Below are 14,665 nucleotides of genomic sequence, written 5' to 3' on the forward strand. Positions count from 1 at the left end.
TATGAAAGTAGCAGTTTATGGATGCGAGCTGACTGGATTGGTTACAGCAGGCGCTTTGGCGCAAGTGGGTAACCAAGTTATGGCTCTACCTGTTGGGTTTGTTAAGGTTGCTGATTTGGAGGCGGGTGTACTACCGCGAGAAGAGCCGGGGTTGGCTAACTTATTGGCTCAGCAGCAGTCTGACCAGCGGTTGCATTTTGAGTCAGACTGGGAAAAGGGTTTGGTACATGCCGATGTTTTAATCATTGCAACACCTTCCTGGCGAATGGACCGAGCCGAAGCAATCATCGATCTTATCGGACAAAAAGTTAAAAAAGACCTTGTGGTGGTAAATCAAAGCACATTTCCGGTTGGTACGGCAGATCGTTTCGAGGCCAAGTTAAAATTGGCATTAGCCGAGCGAGGCGAGGTTTTTGGAGTGTCGGTGGTTGCAATGCCTGATTTTCTGAGCGAAGGCTCTGCAATTGATAATTTTATGCGTCCGGATCGCATCATTCTAGGTTCATCAAGTGAAGCTAGTATAAGGGTTATGCGTGACTTGGTAAGGCCTTTTAATCGTGTAACAGATCAGATTAAGGTCATGAGTACACGTGCCGCTGAATACACAAAGTACGCAGTCAATGCGTTATTGGCAACACGCATTAGTCTAGTTAATGAACTGGCTAACAATGCTGAGCATTTTAATATTGATTTTGAAGAAGTTCGTCAGGGTCTGGGTTCAGATCACCGTATAGGCTTTAATTATTTGTACCCAGGTTGTGGGTTTGGCGGGCCAAGTTTTGCAGCTGATGTGCGTTCGCTGGTCGCAAACCTTCAAACAATGGGCTATGATGCTGACCTATTAAAAACCGTTTTATCAAATAATGAAACCCAAAAAGAAGTGTTGTTCCGTAAAGCATGGCGTTTCTTTGATAATGATTTGCGCGGCATTAAAATTGGAGTGTGGGGTCTGTCTTTTAAACCCAATACCGCTACAGTTGAAAACGCCCCAAGTGTGAAAGCCATTGAAGCCTTTTGTGCACAAGGTGCTCAAATAAAAGCTTACGATCCCAAAGCTATGATGGATTTTTCAGATCATTGGCGAGGTGCAGAGCAAGTTGAATTAGTTGATAATATGTATGCGGCTCTTGAAGGCGTCGATGCTTTAATCATTATGACAGAATGGAAAATATTCTGGAGTCCCGACTACGCACAAATGAAGCAGTTAATGAAGCGACCGATTATTTTTGATGGTCGCAATATTTATGACCCTGAAATGATGGTTTCTCATGGGTTTCGCTATTTTGGCGTGGGTCGTGGTGAAGAAGTGTAAGGAACACTATGCAAGAACCTTTAGAGCAAGCTAAAACAGAGCGCGGTATATATTGGTTACCTAACCTGATCACCACCTTGGCATTATTTGCAGGCTTTTATGCCATTATTGCGGGAATGAATGGTCAGTTTATGCATGGCGCTATAGCGTTATTTGTTGCTATGGTATTTGATGGCTTGGATGGTCGCATTGCTCGAATGACAAATTCATCGAGTGCGTTTGGTGCCGAGTATGACAGCCTCGCTGACATGGTTTCTTTTGGTGTTGCACCGGCATTGCTGATGTATCAATGGGTGTTATATGACTTGGGCAAACTAGGTTGGATTGTCGCTTTTGTTTTTGTAGCGGGTGCGGCATTGCGATTGGCGCGATTTAACACGCAGGTTGGGGTTGCCGATAAACGCTACTTTCAGGGTTTAGCTAGTCCTGCGGCGGCAGCCGTGTTAGCAGGCCTGGTGTGGATGATTGAAGCTAATAATCTTAATTTTGATGGGCTAGTGTGGGTTGCGTTATTATTGACTTTTGCTGGCGGTATTCTCATGGTGAGTAATGTGCGATACAGTAGCTTTAAAGAGTTAAATTTAAAAGATAAAGTACCGTTTGTTACCCTGCTTGTGATAGTAACGGTATTTGTCATTATTACGATTAAGCCCTCAGTGTTTTTATTTGGTTTAGCCTTGTTGTACGCTGTATCGGGACCAATAATGACACTTGTCACGATACGTAAGACACGAGAAGGACGAAAGCGTCAGAAAACTGATACAGAATAATGGAACGCTATGAAATTGACATTCCGTATTTATCGTAAACTTTAGCCATACAAGAAAATAGAGACGAGTGATGAAAGACCATTTAATTATTTTTGATACGACATTGCGTGATGGTGAACAAAGCCCTGGTGCTTCAATGACTAAAGAAGAGAAGGTTCGTATCGCTAAGCAATTAGAAAAAATGCGAGTAGATGTCATTGAGGCTGGTTTTCCTGCCGCGAGCGACGGTGATTTTGAATCCGTTCAGGCTGTTGCCAAGGTCATCAAAGATAGTACTGTGTGCGGTTTGGCGCGTGCTGTTGAACATGACATTGTCAAAGCGGGGCAAGCGATTGCACCCGCAAACTCAGGACGTATTCATACCTTCATCGCAACCTCACCGATTCATATGGAAATGAAATTACGTATGACACCTGATCAGGTTGTTGAGCGTGCGGTTTGGGCCGTTAAGCGAGCACGAGATTTTACCGACAATGTCGAGTTTTCTCCAGAAGACGCCGGTCGTTCAGAGCTCGATTTTTTATGTCGTGTCATTGAGGCTGCGATTGATGCTGGGGCAACCACGATAAATATTCCTGATACAGTTGGTTACAACGTACCCGACCAATTCGGTTATTTATTTAAGCAGTTATTAGAGCGCATTCCTAATGCCGATAAAGCCATATTTTCAGCGCATTGCCATAACGACTTGGGTTTAGCGGTGGCTAACTCGATTGCTGCTGTGACTAATGGCGCCCGCCAGGTTGAATGTACAATCAACGGCTTGGGTGAGCGAGCAGGTAATACAGCACTAGAAGAGTTGGTTATGGCGGTCAGAACCCGCCAAGATTATTTCTCGGTTGATACGCGTATTCATACTCCGGAAATCTTGACGGCATCGCGTTTGGTTTCAAATATCACTGGGTTTAGTGTCCAGCCAAATAAGGCGATTGTGGGTGCCAATGCCTTCGCCCATGAGTCAGGCATTCATCAAGATGGTGTGCTCAAGCATCGTGAAACTTATGAAATTATGCGAGCTGAAGATGTGGGCTGGAGTACCAATAAAATGGTGTTAGGCAAGCATTCTGGTCGTAATGCTTTTAAAACGCGCTTACAAGAACTGGGCGTTGAATTTGAAACAGAGCAGCAGTTAAACGATACGTTTGTTCGCTTCAAAGAATTGGCGGATCGTAAGCATGAAATTTATGATGAAGACTTACAAGCGCTTGTAACGGAAGCCAATATTGAACGGGTAGAAAATGAGTCTATTCGATTGGTTGCATTGAAAGTGGCCGCTGAAATGGGTGAGCAACCTAGTGCGACGATTACTCTATCCGTTGATGGACAGGAGTTTACTGCCAGTGCTATGGGAGGGGGCGTGGTTGATGCGACCTTTAAGGCGATTGAGCAAATCCTCAATTCAAAAACGACTCTGGAGCTTTATTCAGTAAGCAACGTGACGAATGGGACGGACTCTTTAGGTGAAACGTCGGTTCGGCTTGAAAAAGGTGGTCGCATCGTTAACGGGCAAGGTTCTGATACGGACATAGTAACGGCTTCAGCGAAAGCATATATCAATGCGCTGAATAAGTTTTCTGATGCCGCCATTAAAGCACACCCGCAACGTCAAGAAACGGTATAGGTGACAATTGTCGTCCATTGTCTTTTCTGAACAAAACCCGATGTGGCTTGAACTTGGGGTGACCTTGTGGAAACCTCTGGATGAACCACCATCACTCAAATTTAGCACTACTGAGAAAAAACACATGCAAGCCTCTGGGTCAATCGTAAAATACCCCATTCTACTTCTAGCGGATTATGCTAATGACCTAGCAACAGGCTTGGTTGATAACAATGCCTTATTAAGGGCGGGTGTTAGTAAACTTTGGCAAGATATTCAAATGGTTCACTTTACGTCGGCTCCGTTGCGTACTATTGGACTGAATGCACTTCAAGATTACGATGCGTGTTATGAACTTGTCGATCGCTTAATTGAGTGGGATGCCGAGGTACTCCTTTTATTTGGGCAGCACGACCTGATGGCTGAGGTTCTAAATGAAGGGTTAGACGTGGTGTGTTTGCCAAGCCTCGAAGATTTGCGGGACAGCCCGGCTGCAAAGCAACGCTGCTATCAAGCATTGGTCACATTAAACCTACTTGCGCAGTAATCTATTGATGGTACAACCCCAAGTGTATGTTGATCTTACGTCTCCCCTTAATTTGGTGGAAGGCTTGCACATCACTCCGATGTTCAAGGATGATCTAGACGCTGTGGTGGAGCTTGAGCAGCAAAATGCGGTTGCGCCCTGGCGATTGCGTTCTTTTGAATTGGCTTTGAATGCGAAACATTGTAATTGGGTTATTTGCAGCGAGGCGGAACTGATAGGTTTTATTTGCGCTAGTCAAGTGCTGGACGAATTGCACATCCTTAATTTAAGTGTTGCACAGACACATCGCGGTCAGGGGTTGGCAACTGCGATGATAAAGCACCTTTGCACGATACATCAGGACGTACCGATTCGGATGATTTTTTTAGAAGTCCGCGAATCAAATAAGCCCGCCCAAAAACTCTATCGAAAATTAGGGTTTAAGCTAGACGGGGTAAGGAAGGGATATTATCAGTGCGCAAGAGGCATCCGAGAAGATGCCCTACTGATGTCACGTGAGTTTTAACGCTTTAAGTCGCTTCTAATATGCTTGCTAACCCCTTGAACTAGGTGTTTGAAAAGCTTGGGGTTGGCGGCCAAAACATTACCTGATGTAAGCTGGTTATCACCGCCAGCAAAATCACTGGACCGTCCACCCGCCTCCTGAACTAATAAAATACCGGCTGCGATATCCCACGACTTTAGGTTAAACTCCCAATAGCCATCTACACGACCACAGGCCACATAAGCTAAGTCAAGAGCGGCGGAACCTGCACGACGCACCCCTGCCGTTTCAGTCATAAAGTACTTCAAGGTTGCAAGATAGTCATCTATATAATCGAACTGATAATAAGGAAACCCTGTTGCCAATAAGGCATCCTTAAGACTTTTTTGATCAGTTACCCTAATGCGGCGGTTATTTAATTTAGCACCTTGGCCTTTTGATGCGCTAAACATTTCATCGCGAGCGGGATCAAAAACCACGCCATGTTGGAGCTTGCCTTTTTCAAGGACGGCAATGGACACGCTAAATTGGGGGAATTGATGAAGATAGTTGGTAGTGCCGTCTAAAGGGTCAATAACCCATTGAATCGGTGAATCAACTTGGTTGTGACCGGTTTCTTCGCCAAGAATGGCATGGTCTGGGTAATATTTTTTGATGGTTTTGATGATAGTGAGTTCAGCCAGTTGGTCGACTTGGCTGACGTAATTGTTGCGGTCTTTTTCGGTAATCTCAAGACGGTCGATGTCTTGAGCGTATTTCATAATAACTTCACCAGCTTCTCGAGCGGCGATCATGGCAACATTTAAAATCGGGTGCATAACTTTGAGTGTCCAAATTGTAAAAGAAAGAGCGAGATTAACCAAAGGGCAACGCCTAATGTTAAACTGTTAATATTGCAATTATAAACTATTTAGCAGGTAATTATGCAGGATCAGTTTGAGCCACTACCCTTAATTCGGATTGTTTTGGTTGCTACGTCGCACCCAGGTAATATAGGCGCTGTGGCGCGAGCTATGAAGAATATGGGTTTGCACGATTTAGTGCTAGTGAATCCAAACCAGTTTCCATCCTATGAGGCATCGGCACGTGCTTCAGGCGCGGCTGATATTCTTGATCAAGCACGGGTTGTTTCAACCTTGGCTGAGGCATTAGCTGACTGTCACCAAGTCATCGGTGCGAGTGCGCGTCTGCGCAAAGTCGCTTGGCCACAGCTATCATCACGTGAGGTAGGTGAGTTTGCGGTAAGGGCTGCCGATGTTGGTCGGGTTGCACTTGTATTTGGGCGTGAGGATTCGGGCTTAACCAATGAGGAGTTAGATCAGTGTGATAAATTAGGGCATATTGCGTCGAATCCAACATACAGTTCATTAAATCTGGCGGCAGCGGTGCAGGTTTTTGCTTATGAGTGTCGTATGGCGTGTGGTGCGGTTGTTCCGCAAAGTGAAGGCTATCGTTATCAACCAGCAACTCATGCGGACATGGAAGGTTTTTACGTTCATTTAGAACAGGCCCTGTTGCAGGTTAATTATCTAGATCCCAATAAGCATGAACGTTTTATGCGTCGAATGCGACGGTTATTTAATCGAGCCCAGCCCGATTCAAAAGAAATTGCGATACTGCGTGGCATGTTAACCGCGGTGATAAAAGCGTCTAACCCCCAGTAAGGAGCAAGCGTGTTTAAATTATTACGAGAGGATGTGCTATGTGTCTTTAGCCGAGACCCAGCAGCGCGTAATATATGGGATGTTTTAACAACCTATCCGGGTGTTCATGCGATTATTTGGTATCGGGTAGCTCATTGGTTGTGGCTTAAAGGCTTAAAATGGCTGGCGCGTTGGATTGCCACGGTAGCTCGATGGTTTACCGGGATAGAGATTCATCCAGCGGCGACGATTGGTCGTAGGGTATTTATTGACCATGGAATGGGTGTAGTAATCGGCGAGACGGCTGAAGTTGGCAATGATTGTACGTTGTATCATGGAGTAACCTTGGGAGGTACCTCATGGCAAGAGGGCAAACGCCATCCTACCCTGGGTGAGCGCGTTGTGGTCGGAGCAGGGGCTAAGATATTGGGCCCAATTCTGATTGGTGATGATGCGCGTGTTGGTTCAAATGCCGTGGTTGTTAAGGATGTGCCCAGTACCAAAACGGTGGTGGGGATTCCGGGTCGAATTGTTAAGAAAAAGACAGAAAGTGAGCATAAGCGCGCTAAGATGGCTGAAAAGATTGGTTTTGATGCCTACGGGATAACAGCCAATGGCGACGACCCAATAGAGAAAGCAATCTACAGTTTGCTCGATCATATTCAGGTGCAGGATGAAAAAATTGCATTACTATCAGCGCAGATTCAAAAGCTCGGTGGTGAGGCTGTTGATATGGCTATGCCAGATCTATCGGGTGCCGTATTAGAGCCCGATGATCCAGAGCAAGCGGGTCATTTGAAGAAAAAACGTAATAGTTGAGTGTAGCGCTAGGTTATTATACTATGATGTTTGGATTTAGAACGGAAGAAGGTTTGACATGAAACTCACCTCGAAAGGACGTTACGCTGTCACAGCAATGATTGATATTGCACTTTATCAAGATGACGGCGCCGTAACCTTAGCTATGATTTCTGAGCGTCAGGCAATTTCACTTTCTTATCTAGAACAGTTGTTTGCAAAGCTAAAAAAAGCTGACCTGGTTGTATCCACGCGAGGCCCAGGCGGTGGATACCGTCTGAGTCGTGCCGCTACGGATATTAATATTCGGCAAATTATTGACGCTGTAGATGAGGCTATTGACGTTAGGCGTTGTGGCGGAAAATCAAACTGTCACAAAGGAAAGCAATGCTTATCCCACCATTTGTGGGAAGATTTGAGTGAAATGATTGGTGACTTTTTAGCAGATGTTACTTTGCAGACCTTGTTCGACCAGCATCATGCCGCAAAGCGATTTAATATTGCTATGAACTTATAAGTTAGGAGAACGTATGGGAGTAACACTAACCCCGTCAGCTGCGCAACGAGTAAAGTTGATGATTGAAAAGCGCGGTAAAGGTATCGGTTTGCGGGTTGCGACTAAAAAAAGCGGCTGCGCTGGCTTTGCCTATGTTGTAGATTACGTCGATGAAGCGGGTGCTGATGATCATGTATTTACCCACCATGGTATCGATGTATATGTGGATGCAAAAAGCCTGCCACCAATTGACGGCATGGAAATCGACTATGTAAAAGAAAGTTTGCTTAATGAAGGTTTTGAGTTCCGCAACCCAAATGTGAAAGACGAATGTGGTTGTGGTGAGTCTTTTAGCGTTTAACCCATCCAATGAACTCATTTTATGAGTCTTAACCCATAGTTCGGCTGAAAAAAAAACAAAAAGTTGTTAATATAGAATACATTTTTTGTATTTTAGGTAGCCGAGATGGAACAGACACTTTCAATTATTAAGCCTGATGCTGTAAAAAAGCATTTGATTGGTGAGATTATCGGGCGATTTGAGCGCGAGGGTCTTATTCCTGTCCAACTTAAAATGATGCAATTCACGCCTGAGCAGGCGGCCTCCTTTTACGCAGAACATCTTGGTAGAGACTTCTATGACCCCCTTATTGACTTTATGACATCGGGTTCAAGTATTGTTATGGTACTTGAGGGAGAAGATGCTATTGCACGTAATCGTGCCTTAATGGGGGTTACCAATCCAGAACAGGCTGAGCCAGGCACTATTCGTGCTGATTTTGCTGAATCAACGCGTCTTAATTGCGTGCATGGTTCTGACAGTGTGGCGAGCGCAGAGCGCGAAATAGCCTTCTTTTTTTCTCAGAGCTAAGGTTGTTGCACATGTCTGTTGAAACTGCTTTAGAGTTGTCCGCACCTGAGTCCTCCAAAATTGATTTGTTAGGAATGGATCACGACGCGCTTGTGACTTTTTTTGAGTCTATTGGAGAAAAGCCATTTCGCGCGAAACAAGTGATGAAATGGATTCACCAAATGGGTGTCAGTGATTTTGATTTGATGACCAATATCAGCAAGTCACTTCGGGAGAAATTGAAGCAAAATGCCTGGATTCGTAGTCCCAAAATTATTGCCGAGCAAATATCTGATGACGGTACTATTAAGTGGCTAATTGAGGTAGATCAGCAAAACTCTATCGAAACGGTTTTTATCCCCGAAGCTGACCGCGGAACTCTCTGTATTTCATCTCAAGTAGGTTGTGCCCTAGATTGTTCATTTTGTGCAACGGCGCAACAAGGATTCAACCGAAATCTAGAAAATTGGGAAATTATCGCCCAAATGTGGGTCGTCAATAAAGCATTGGGCGCTAATCCAAAAGCTGAGCGAAAAATCAGCAATGTCGTATTTATGGGCATGGGTGAACCGTTGCTTAACGTGACACATGTTTTTCCAGTAGCAAAATTATTAATGGATGATAATGCCTATGGTCTATCAAAGCGTCGGGTCACCATTAGCACGGCTGGGGTTGTTCCCGCGATTGATAAGCTTAAGGCCGAGGTGGATGTCAGTCTTGCGATTTCTCTGCATGCGCCAAATAATGCGCTGCGTGACGAACTGGTACCGGTGAATAAAAAATACCCCCTTGAAGTCTTAATGCCTGCGTTACGCCGCTACGTTGCGGATGGACATGCTAAAAAACACATAACGGTCGAATATGTCATGCTTGATCAAGTCAATGATGAAATTGAACATGCCCACCAGCTTGTCGGATTATTAGGCGATTTGGTTTGCAAGGTAAACCTAATTCCGTTTAACCCTTTTCCTAATACGCCCTATCTACGCTCATCAAATAACCGCGTACACCGATTTCAGCGTGTTCTACATGAGGCTGGTATTAATTGCACGATTCGTAAAACGCGTGGCGATGACATTGATGCCGCGTGTGGTCAATTGGCAGGTAAGGTAAAAGATCGAACTAAGCGAACTTTGCATCGTATAAATTTTGACGGGATCTCGCAAAGTCAACACCACCTTGAGACGTAAGTTTATGACTGATAATGAAGCCACACCTCAAGCTATCACGATCGGCGAAGCGCTAAAAAAAGCGCGCGTTCAACAAGACTATACTAAAGAAGCTATGGCTGACGTTATGAAACTTACGGTTGATAAGGTTACGGCGATCGAGTCTTATACAGATTTAGCCAGTCTTTCACCATTTGATCGCGGTTATGTTCGCAACTATGCAAGTAAAGTCGGGTTGTCATTAGCGCCTTTTGAGCTCCAGTCGAGTGATGTTGCAAAGCTAGCAGCCGAACTACAGCCTATTGCTAAAGAAGACTGGTCTAAGCCTTTATTTCCATGGATCAGAGTGGCTGTATGGGTCGTTATTGTGGGCTTGCTATTCACCGGCATAGTCGGGTATTTTTTTAGTTATTTTTAAATCCAGAGTATTTATCTTTTATGGCAACTAAACTGACTGCGATTCGGGGCATGAATGATTATGTTCAAGGCAATGCGGCCATTCTTAACTATTTGATTCAAACAGCAGAGCAGGTTCTTCAGCAGTATGCCTATCAACCGGTTTACTTACCTGTAGTTGAAAAAACAGCATTATTTAGTCGTGCGATTGGCGAAGTAACTGACATTGTCGAAAAAGAAATGTACAGTTTTGATGACAGAAATGGAGATAATTTAAGTTTGCGGCCAGAGGGAACAGCGGGCTGTGTTCGCGCAATGATTGAGAATGGTTTGCTTTATAACCAGACTCAAAAAGTCTATTACTATGGCCCTATGTTTCGACATGAGCGCCCTCAAAAAGGGCGTTATCGACAGTTTCATCAGTTTGGCGTCGAGGTTTTTGGGTTCTCTGCGGCAGAGGTTGATGCCGAGTTGATAGCCATTACAGCAAGGTTGTGGGAACAGTTAGGTTTTGACGACTTTGAACTGCAGCTTAACTCTTTAGGAAGTACCGAAGCGCGTACTCAATATAAGATTGTTTTAACCGACTACTTTAAAGACCATCTGGAGCAACTTGATGAAGATAGCCTTCGCCGGTTAGACCGTAATCCACTCCGGATTTTAGACAGTAAAAATCCAGCAATGGGCGAGTTGATTGCAAATGCACCTAGACTGGCGGATCACCTCGATGAAGCGTCACAAGCCCATTTCAGCAAATTGTGTAGACTGCTTGATGGTTTAGGAGTTGCCTATCAGCTTAACGACAACTTAGTGAGAGGTTTAGATTACTATAATCAAACGGTTTTTGAATGGACTACGACTAAGTTAGGTGCCCAAGCTACCGTTTGTGCCGGGGGACGTTATGATGGGTTGGTCACACAGATTGGTGGACAGCCAACCCCCGCTGTTGGCTTTGCAATGGGATTAGAGCGTTTAATGGTGCTATTGGCCGAATCTGATTTTAAGACGCGTCCTAATGCCGATATTTACATGATTGTAGGCAGCGAGCAGGCAATCCAACCGGCAGGATTGTTGTGTGAATCTATTAGGGACTATTTCCCAGGTGTACGTGTTGCCATGCACAGTGGTGGTGGTGGTCTTAAGAGTCAGTTTAAAAAGGCCGATAAATCTGGCGCTAGGTTAGCATTAGTGTTGGGTGAGGATGAAATTCAGTCACAGACTCTGCAAGTAAAAGCACTAAGAGAGGATGTGCCACAAGAGACCATTCAATGGAATCAGTTGATAACACATTTAACGACAAGGATGAAATAAGCAATGAGTCGCCATGATACTGAACAAGAACAATTAGCTCAATTAAAAGCCTGGTGGGATAAGTGGGGCACATGGCTTCTCAGCGGTGTGTTAATTATTGTATTGAGCTTTTCTGGTTGGCGTTATTGGCAGTCCAGCCAACTTAGTCAAGCGACAACGGCGTCAATGACTTTTGATATGCTAGAAGTGAGTCAACAATCCGGTCAGTTCGGGGAAGTGACTCGCGAGGCGCGTCGCTTAATGCAGGATTACCCCCGTAGTCCGTACGCAGCCGGGGCCGCACTAATGCTGGCTAATCACTATATTGCACAAGGTGACTTCGAAGAGGCGCAAGCGGCATTGGAATGGGTTATTGATGCACGCCTTGACAATGCATTTAAGGACACAGCGGCACTACGTCTTACAAGATTATATATCAACGCGCAGCGTTACGAATTAGCACAGCAAACGCTTGATAATATCGCAACGGCGCTTATGCCAGCCGCTACGCGAGCTCAATATGATTATCATCAAGGTCTCGTATTTAAATTCGCCGGTGATAGCGAACAAGCGCAACGTGCGTTCGAACGTGTACTAGCTAATTCTTCGGCAACACCAGACTTGCGAAACATTGTACGTTTATATAAGGATGATTTAGCGCTGTGAAAAAATTGAAACGTATTGGTTTGGTTGCCCTGTTAGGTACCCTGGTAGCCTGTTCAAGTACGCCAACAACTCTGCCTGAACCTAGCCCACTTGTTCCGGGGATTCCCAGTGCGCCTGTTACTCTTGATTGGCGTTTAAATCTAGATCTAGTTTCTCAAGCGGATGGACGTGGTTTAGCGATCAATCTTGACGGCGAGCGTGCTTATGTTGCCGCTAGCTCTGGTCTATTGACGGCCTTAGTGGTCAGTAACCAATCTCGCTACAGTGATCAGGTGCTCTGGCAAGCTCGGTTTGAAGCGCCCCTGATATCGGGGCCGGCGCATGATTCTAGTGGATTGTACTTGGGTACGGCGAAAGGTGATTTGTTGCACATTCATGCGGAAACGGGGCGAATTATCTGGCAAGCTCGGGTCAATAGTGAAATTGTAGCAACCCCCGTGTTAACTAATGACCGTGTGATAGTAAGAACAAACGATGGTCGTGTGATTGCTATTAACAAATTAACGGGCGAAACGATTTGGGTTGCAAGTGCACAAATGCCCAACTTATTTCTGCGTGGTGGTGCGCCGGTTTTAGTCGAAGGAAATCAAGTCTTTATTGGCCGCGAGAATGGGTTTGTTGAGGCGCTGTCTTTGCAGAATGGAGAGACAATTTGGCAGGCGCGTTTAGCCATTCCAAGTGGTCGAACTGATCTTGAGCGTATGGTTGATATTCAAGCACAGTTAATTTACGATCAAGGCCGCCTATTTGCCCTGGCTTATAACGGGCGTTTGGCCGCTATAAATGCCCAGACGGGTAATTTTATTTGGACCCGTCCTTTATCGGGTGCCAAAGACTTCAGTCTTCATAATAACCAGCTTATTATTGCCAGTGATGATCAAATTGTACGAGCCATTGATGCGAGTTCTGGTACAGAAATATGGAATCAATCGGGTCTAGTCGGGCGCCTGCCGGGGCATGTCAACGAAGTCGCTATTGGTGACGAAGCTGCCATGCTTATTGTGGATGGCTTTGGTTATTTACACTGGTTGTCACCCCTTGACGGTCGATTATTGGCGCGTTATGACCATATTGACCATTTACAACGCGGGCGTCAGATATTAGCTACGGCAATTGATGGTGAACGCTATTTTATACTAGACCGCAACGGACAACTTGTCAGCTATCTGCTCGATACGGGTAACTTTCCAATGCTAAACGAGCAAGCAGACACAAATGAGTAAACCAATAGTAGCCCTGGTCGGTCGGCCTAATGTCGGTAAATCAACTCTTTTTAACCGACTAACCAAAACCCGCGATGCGATTGTAGCTGATTTTCCGGGGCTTACTCGTGATCGCCAATACGGTACTGGCAAGGTCGGAAGTTATGATTATATTGTGGTTGATACTGGCGGTCTGAGCGGTGAAGATCTAGGTGTCGATACACTTATGGCGAGTCAAGTTCAACAAGCTTTGGCTGAATCGCATGGGATTTTTTTTCTAGTCGATGGACGCGCTGGCATTACTCCCGCTGATGAAGCGATTGCAATTTATATACGGGGCTTCGGAAAACCCGTTCAGGTACTGGTTAATAAAACTGAGGGTTGCAATTTAGCCGTTTTAACGGCCGATTTCTATGCTCTAGGTCTTGGTGATCCCATAGGGGTATCATCAGCACACGGAGATAATGTTGCCGAAGCTGTTGATGATTTAATCGACCGCTTGCCGACCGATATCTTCGCTCAAGATTATGAACTCGATGAGCATCCTGGTATTCGAGTGGCCGTCATTGGTCGACCCAATGTCGGTAAATCGACACTAATTAATCGGATGCTAGGTGAAGATCGTGTTGTCGCATTTGATATGCCCGGGACAACTCGTGATAGTATTTATGTGCCATTTGAACGTGATGGTCAAGCTTATACTTTAATTGACACAGCCGGCGTGCGTCGGCGTAAAAAGGTGTCGGAAAAAATTGAAAAATTTTCGGTGCTTAAAGCAATAGAAGCGATGCAAGATGCCCATGTTGTCGTGATGCTAATGGATGGTTCTGAAGGGATTACCGATCAGGATTTGACTCTACTAGGCCTGGCAATTGAATCCGGTCGCGGTTTGGTTTTAGCTGTTAACAAATGGGACGGACTTGATAGCGATCAGCGTGCAAAAATTAAATACGAGCTGGATCTGCGATTACAATTTATTAGCTATGCCAAAACCCATTTAATTTCCGCATTACATGGCAGCGGTGTTGGTGATTTATTTAGTAGCATAAAGAAAGTCTATCGTGCGGCAACCAATAAGGTTTCTACGGCAGATTTAAACCGAGTATTGGAGCAGGCTATATTAGACCACCAGCCGCCATTGGTTGGCGGGCGTCGTTTGAAAATGCGTTACGCCCATCTTGGGGGCTTAAATCCACCTCGCGTCATTATTCATGGTAACAAAGTTGATCAGACCCCGGCACCTTATAAACGTTATTTGGAAAATGTATTTAGGAAGGCGTTTAAGTGGGAAGGTACACCTGTAATGGTTGAGTTTAAAGTGGGTGAGAATCCATTTGACGCAGATCGTAATGAGTTATCGCAGCGTCAGCTACATCGTAAAAAGCGTTTGACCAGCTACAGAGAATCCAAAAAAACAAGAAATCAACCTCGCCAACGCTAAT

The 14,665-nt window shown here is 45.1% G+C and carries 17 protein-coding genes; 16 read left to right on the plus strand and 1 reads right to left on the minus strand.

Translation table 11 applies throughout. The features are described from left to right. The first annotated feature begins 1 nt into the window (after position 1). From THICY_RS01150 to rimI, 5 genes are all read left to right on the plus strand, one after another. A complete protein-coding gene (locus THICY_RS01150; protein WP_013834783.1) occupies positions 2-1,312 on the plus strand; it encodes a UDP-glucose dehydrogenase family protein in 1,311 nt (436 codons plus the stop codon). Positions 1,313-1,320: 8 nt separating this feature from the next. Beyond that, positions 1,321-2,082 (plus strand): CDP-diacylglycerol--serine O-phosphatidyltransferase, encoded by a 762-nt coding sequence (pssA, locus tag THICY_RS01155; protein WP_013834784.1) that lies wholly within the window; start codon positions 1,321-1,323, stop codon positions 2,080-2,082. Between the two features lie 70 nt (positions 2,083-2,152). Next, entirely contained in the window at positions 2,153-3,703 is a 1,551-nt protein-coding gene (locus tag THICY_RS01160) for a 2-isopropylmalate synthase (RefSeq protein ID WP_013834785.1), read from the plus strand. Between the two features lie 7 nt (positions 3,704-3,710). Beyond that, positions 3,711-4,229 (plus strand): hypothetical protein, encoded by a 519-nt coding sequence (locus THICY_RS01165; RefSeq protein ID WP_083816652.1) that lies wholly within the window; start codon positions 3,711-3,713, stop codon positions 4,227-4,229. A gap of 7 nt (positions 4,230-4,236) precedes the next feature. After that, positions 4,237-4,734, plus strand: a complete 498-nt coding sequence (gene rimI / locus THICY_RS01170; protein WP_013834787.1) for a ribosomal protein S18-alanine N-acetyltransferase — start codon at positions 4,237-4,239, stop codon at positions 4,732-4,734. On the opposite strand, the gene THICY_RS01175 is transcribed toward rimI, so the two are convergent. Next, positions 4,731-5,531 carry an inositol monophosphatase family protein gene (locus tag THICY_RS01175; protein ID WP_041435253.1) on the minus strand — a complete coding sequence of 267 codons (801 nt, stop codon included), beginning with the start codon at positions 5,529-5,531 and terminating at the stop codon, positions 4,731-4,733. The genes rimI and THICY_RS01175 overlap by 4 nt on opposite strands. Positions 5,532-5,636: 105 nt before the next feature. Here THICY_RS01175 and THICY_RS01180 point away from each other — a divergent pair, with 105 nt between their 5' ends. The 11 genes from THICY_RS01180 to der all read left to right on the plus strand — a co-directional run bounded on the left by THICY_RS01180 (position 5,637) and on the right by der (position 14,664). After that, positions 5,637-6,377, plus strand: a complete 741-nt coding sequence (locus THICY_RS01180; protein ID WP_013834789.1) for an RNA methyltransferase — start codon at positions 5,637-5,639, stop codon at positions 6,375-6,377. A gap of 9 nt (positions 6,378-6,386) precedes the next feature. Further along, the gene (gene cysE, locus THICY_RS01185; protein WP_013834790.1) at positions 6,387-7,175 is read left to right on the plus strand and encodes a serine O-acetyltransferase; all 789 of its coding nucleotides are present in this window, start codon (positions 6,387-6,389) and stop codon (positions 7,173-7,175) included. A 58-nt stretch (positions 7,176-7,233) separates the two neighbouring features. Then, positions 7,234-7,671, plus strand: a complete 438-nt coding sequence (locus THICY_RS01190; RefSeq protein WP_013834791.1) for an Rrf2 family transcriptional regulator — start codon at positions 7,234-7,236, stop codon at positions 7,669-7,671. A 13-nt stretch (positions 7,672-7,684) separates the two neighbouring features. After that, a complete protein-coding gene (locus THICY_RS01195; RefSeq protein WP_013834792.1) occupies positions 7,685-8,011 on the plus strand; it encodes a HesB/IscA family protein in 327 nt (108 codons plus the stop codon). Positions 8,012-8,116: 105 nt separating this feature from the next. Beyond that, positions 8,117-8,521, plus strand: a complete 405-nt coding sequence (gene ndk, locus THICY_RS01200; protein WP_013834793.1) for a nucleoside-diphosphate kinase — start codon at positions 8,117-8,119, stop codon at positions 8,519-8,521. 11 nt (positions 8,522-8,532) lie between these two features. Next, entirely contained in the window at positions 8,533-9,690 is a 1,158-nt protein-coding gene (locus THICY_RS01205; RefSeq protein ID WP_013834794.1) for a bifunctional tRNA (adenosine(37)-C2)-methyltransferase TrmG/ribosomal RNA large subunit methyltransferase RlmN, read from the plus strand. 4 nt (positions 9,691-9,694) lie between these two features. Beyond that, a complete protein-coding gene (locus tag THICY_RS01210) occupies positions 9,695-10,087 on the plus strand; it encodes a helix-turn-helix domain-containing protein (RefSeq protein ID WP_013834795.1) in 393 nt (130 codons plus the stop codon). Between the two features lie 20 nt (positions 10,088-10,107). Next, the gene (gene hisS / locus THICY_RS01215; protein ID WP_013834796.1) at positions 10,108-11,376 is read left to right on the plus strand and encodes a histidine--tRNA ligase; all 1,269 of its coding nucleotides are present in this window, start codon (positions 10,108-10,110) and stop codon (positions 11,374-11,376) included. Between the two features lie 3 nt (positions 11,377-11,379). Beyond that, complete coding sequence (locus THICY_RS01220; RefSeq protein ID WP_013834797.1) at positions 11,380-12,021, plus strand: YfgM family protein; 642 nt, start codon at positions 11,380-11,382, stop codon at positions 12,019-12,021. Then, the gene (bamB, locus tag THICY_RS01225; protein ID WP_013834798.1) at positions 12,018-13,244 is read left to right on the plus strand and encodes an outer membrane protein assembly factor BamB; all 1,227 of its coding nucleotides are present in this window, start codon (positions 12,018-12,020) and stop codon (positions 13,242-13,244) included. Before THICY_RS01220 ends, bamB begins: the two co-directional genes overlap by 4 nt. Continuing rightward, positions 13,237-14,664, plus strand: coding sequence for a ribosome biogenesis GTPase Der (gene der / locus THICY_RS01230; RefSeq protein ID WP_013834799.1), 1,428 nt, complete (start codon positions 13,237-13,239; stop codon positions 14,662-14,664). Before bamB ends, der begins: the two co-directional genes overlap by 8 nt. Position 14,665 lies beyond the last annotated feature (1 nt).

It is taken from the genome of Thiomicrospira cyclica ALM1, from assembly GCF_000214825.1.
Classification (GTDB): Bacteria; Pseudomonadota; Gammaproteobacteria; order Thiomicrospirales; family Thiomicrospiraceae; genus Thiomicrospira; species Thiomicrospira cyclica.

What these genes read in the sequence shown, in the direction of transcription:
- THICY_RS01205 (WP_013834794.1), top strand. Translation starts at nt 8,533, where the DNA reads ATGTCTGTTGAAACTGCTTTAGAGTTGTCCGCACCTGAGTCCTCCAAA.
- THICY_RS01195 (WP_013834792.1), top strand. Translation starts at nt 7,685, where the DNA reads ATGGGAGTAACACTAACCCCGTCAGCTGCGCAACGAGTAAAGTTGATG.
- ndk (WP_013834793.1), top strand. Translation starts at nt 8,117, where the DNA reads ATGGAACAGACACTTTCAATTATTAAGCCTGATGCTGTAAAAAAGCAT.
- THICY_RS01175 (WP_041435253.1), bottom strand. Translation starts at nt 5,531, where the DNA reads ATGCACCCGATTTTAAATGTTGCCATGATCGCCGCTCGAGAAGCTGGT.
- der (WP_013834799.1), top strand. Translation starts at nt 13,237, where the DNA reads ATGAGTAAACCAATAGTAGCCCTGGTCGGTCGGCCTAATGTCGGTAAA.
- THICY_RS01150 (WP_013834783.1), top strand. Translation starts at nt 2, where the DNA reads ATGAAAGTAGCAGTTTATGGATGCGAGCTGACTGGATTGGTTACAGCA.
- pssA (WP_013834784.1), top strand. Translation starts at nt 1,321, where the DNA reads ATGCAAGAACCTTTAGAGCAAGCTAAAACAGAGCGCGGTATATATTGG.
- THICY_RS01160 (WP_013834785.1), top strand. Translation starts at nt 2,153, where the DNA reads ATGAAAGACCATTTAATTATTTTTGATACGACATTGCGTGATGGTGAA.
- THICY_RS01190 (WP_013834791.1), top strand. Translation starts at nt 7,234, where the DNA reads ATGAAACTCACCTCGAAAGGACGTTACGCTGTCACAGCAATGATTGAT.
- THICY_RS01220 (WP_013834797.1), top strand. Translation starts at nt 11,380, where the DNA reads ATGAGTCGCCATGATACTGAACAAGAACAATTAGCTCAATTAAAAGCC.
- THICY_RS01210 (WP_013834795.1), top strand. Translation starts at nt 9,695, where the DNA reads ATGACTGATAATGAAGCCACACCTCAAGCTATCACGATCGGCGAAGCG.
- THICY_RS01180 (WP_013834789.1), top strand. Translation starts at nt 5,637, where the DNA reads ATGCAGGATCAGTTTGAGCCACTACCCTTAATTCGGATTGTTTTGGTT.
- hisS (WP_013834796.1), top strand. Translation starts at nt 10,108, where the DNA reads ATGGCAACTAAACTGACTGCGATTCGGGGCATGAATGATTATGTTCAA.
- rimI (WP_013834787.1), top strand. Translation starts at nt 4,237, where the DNA reads ATGGTACAACCCCAAGTGTATGTTGATCTTACGTCTCCCCTTAATTTG.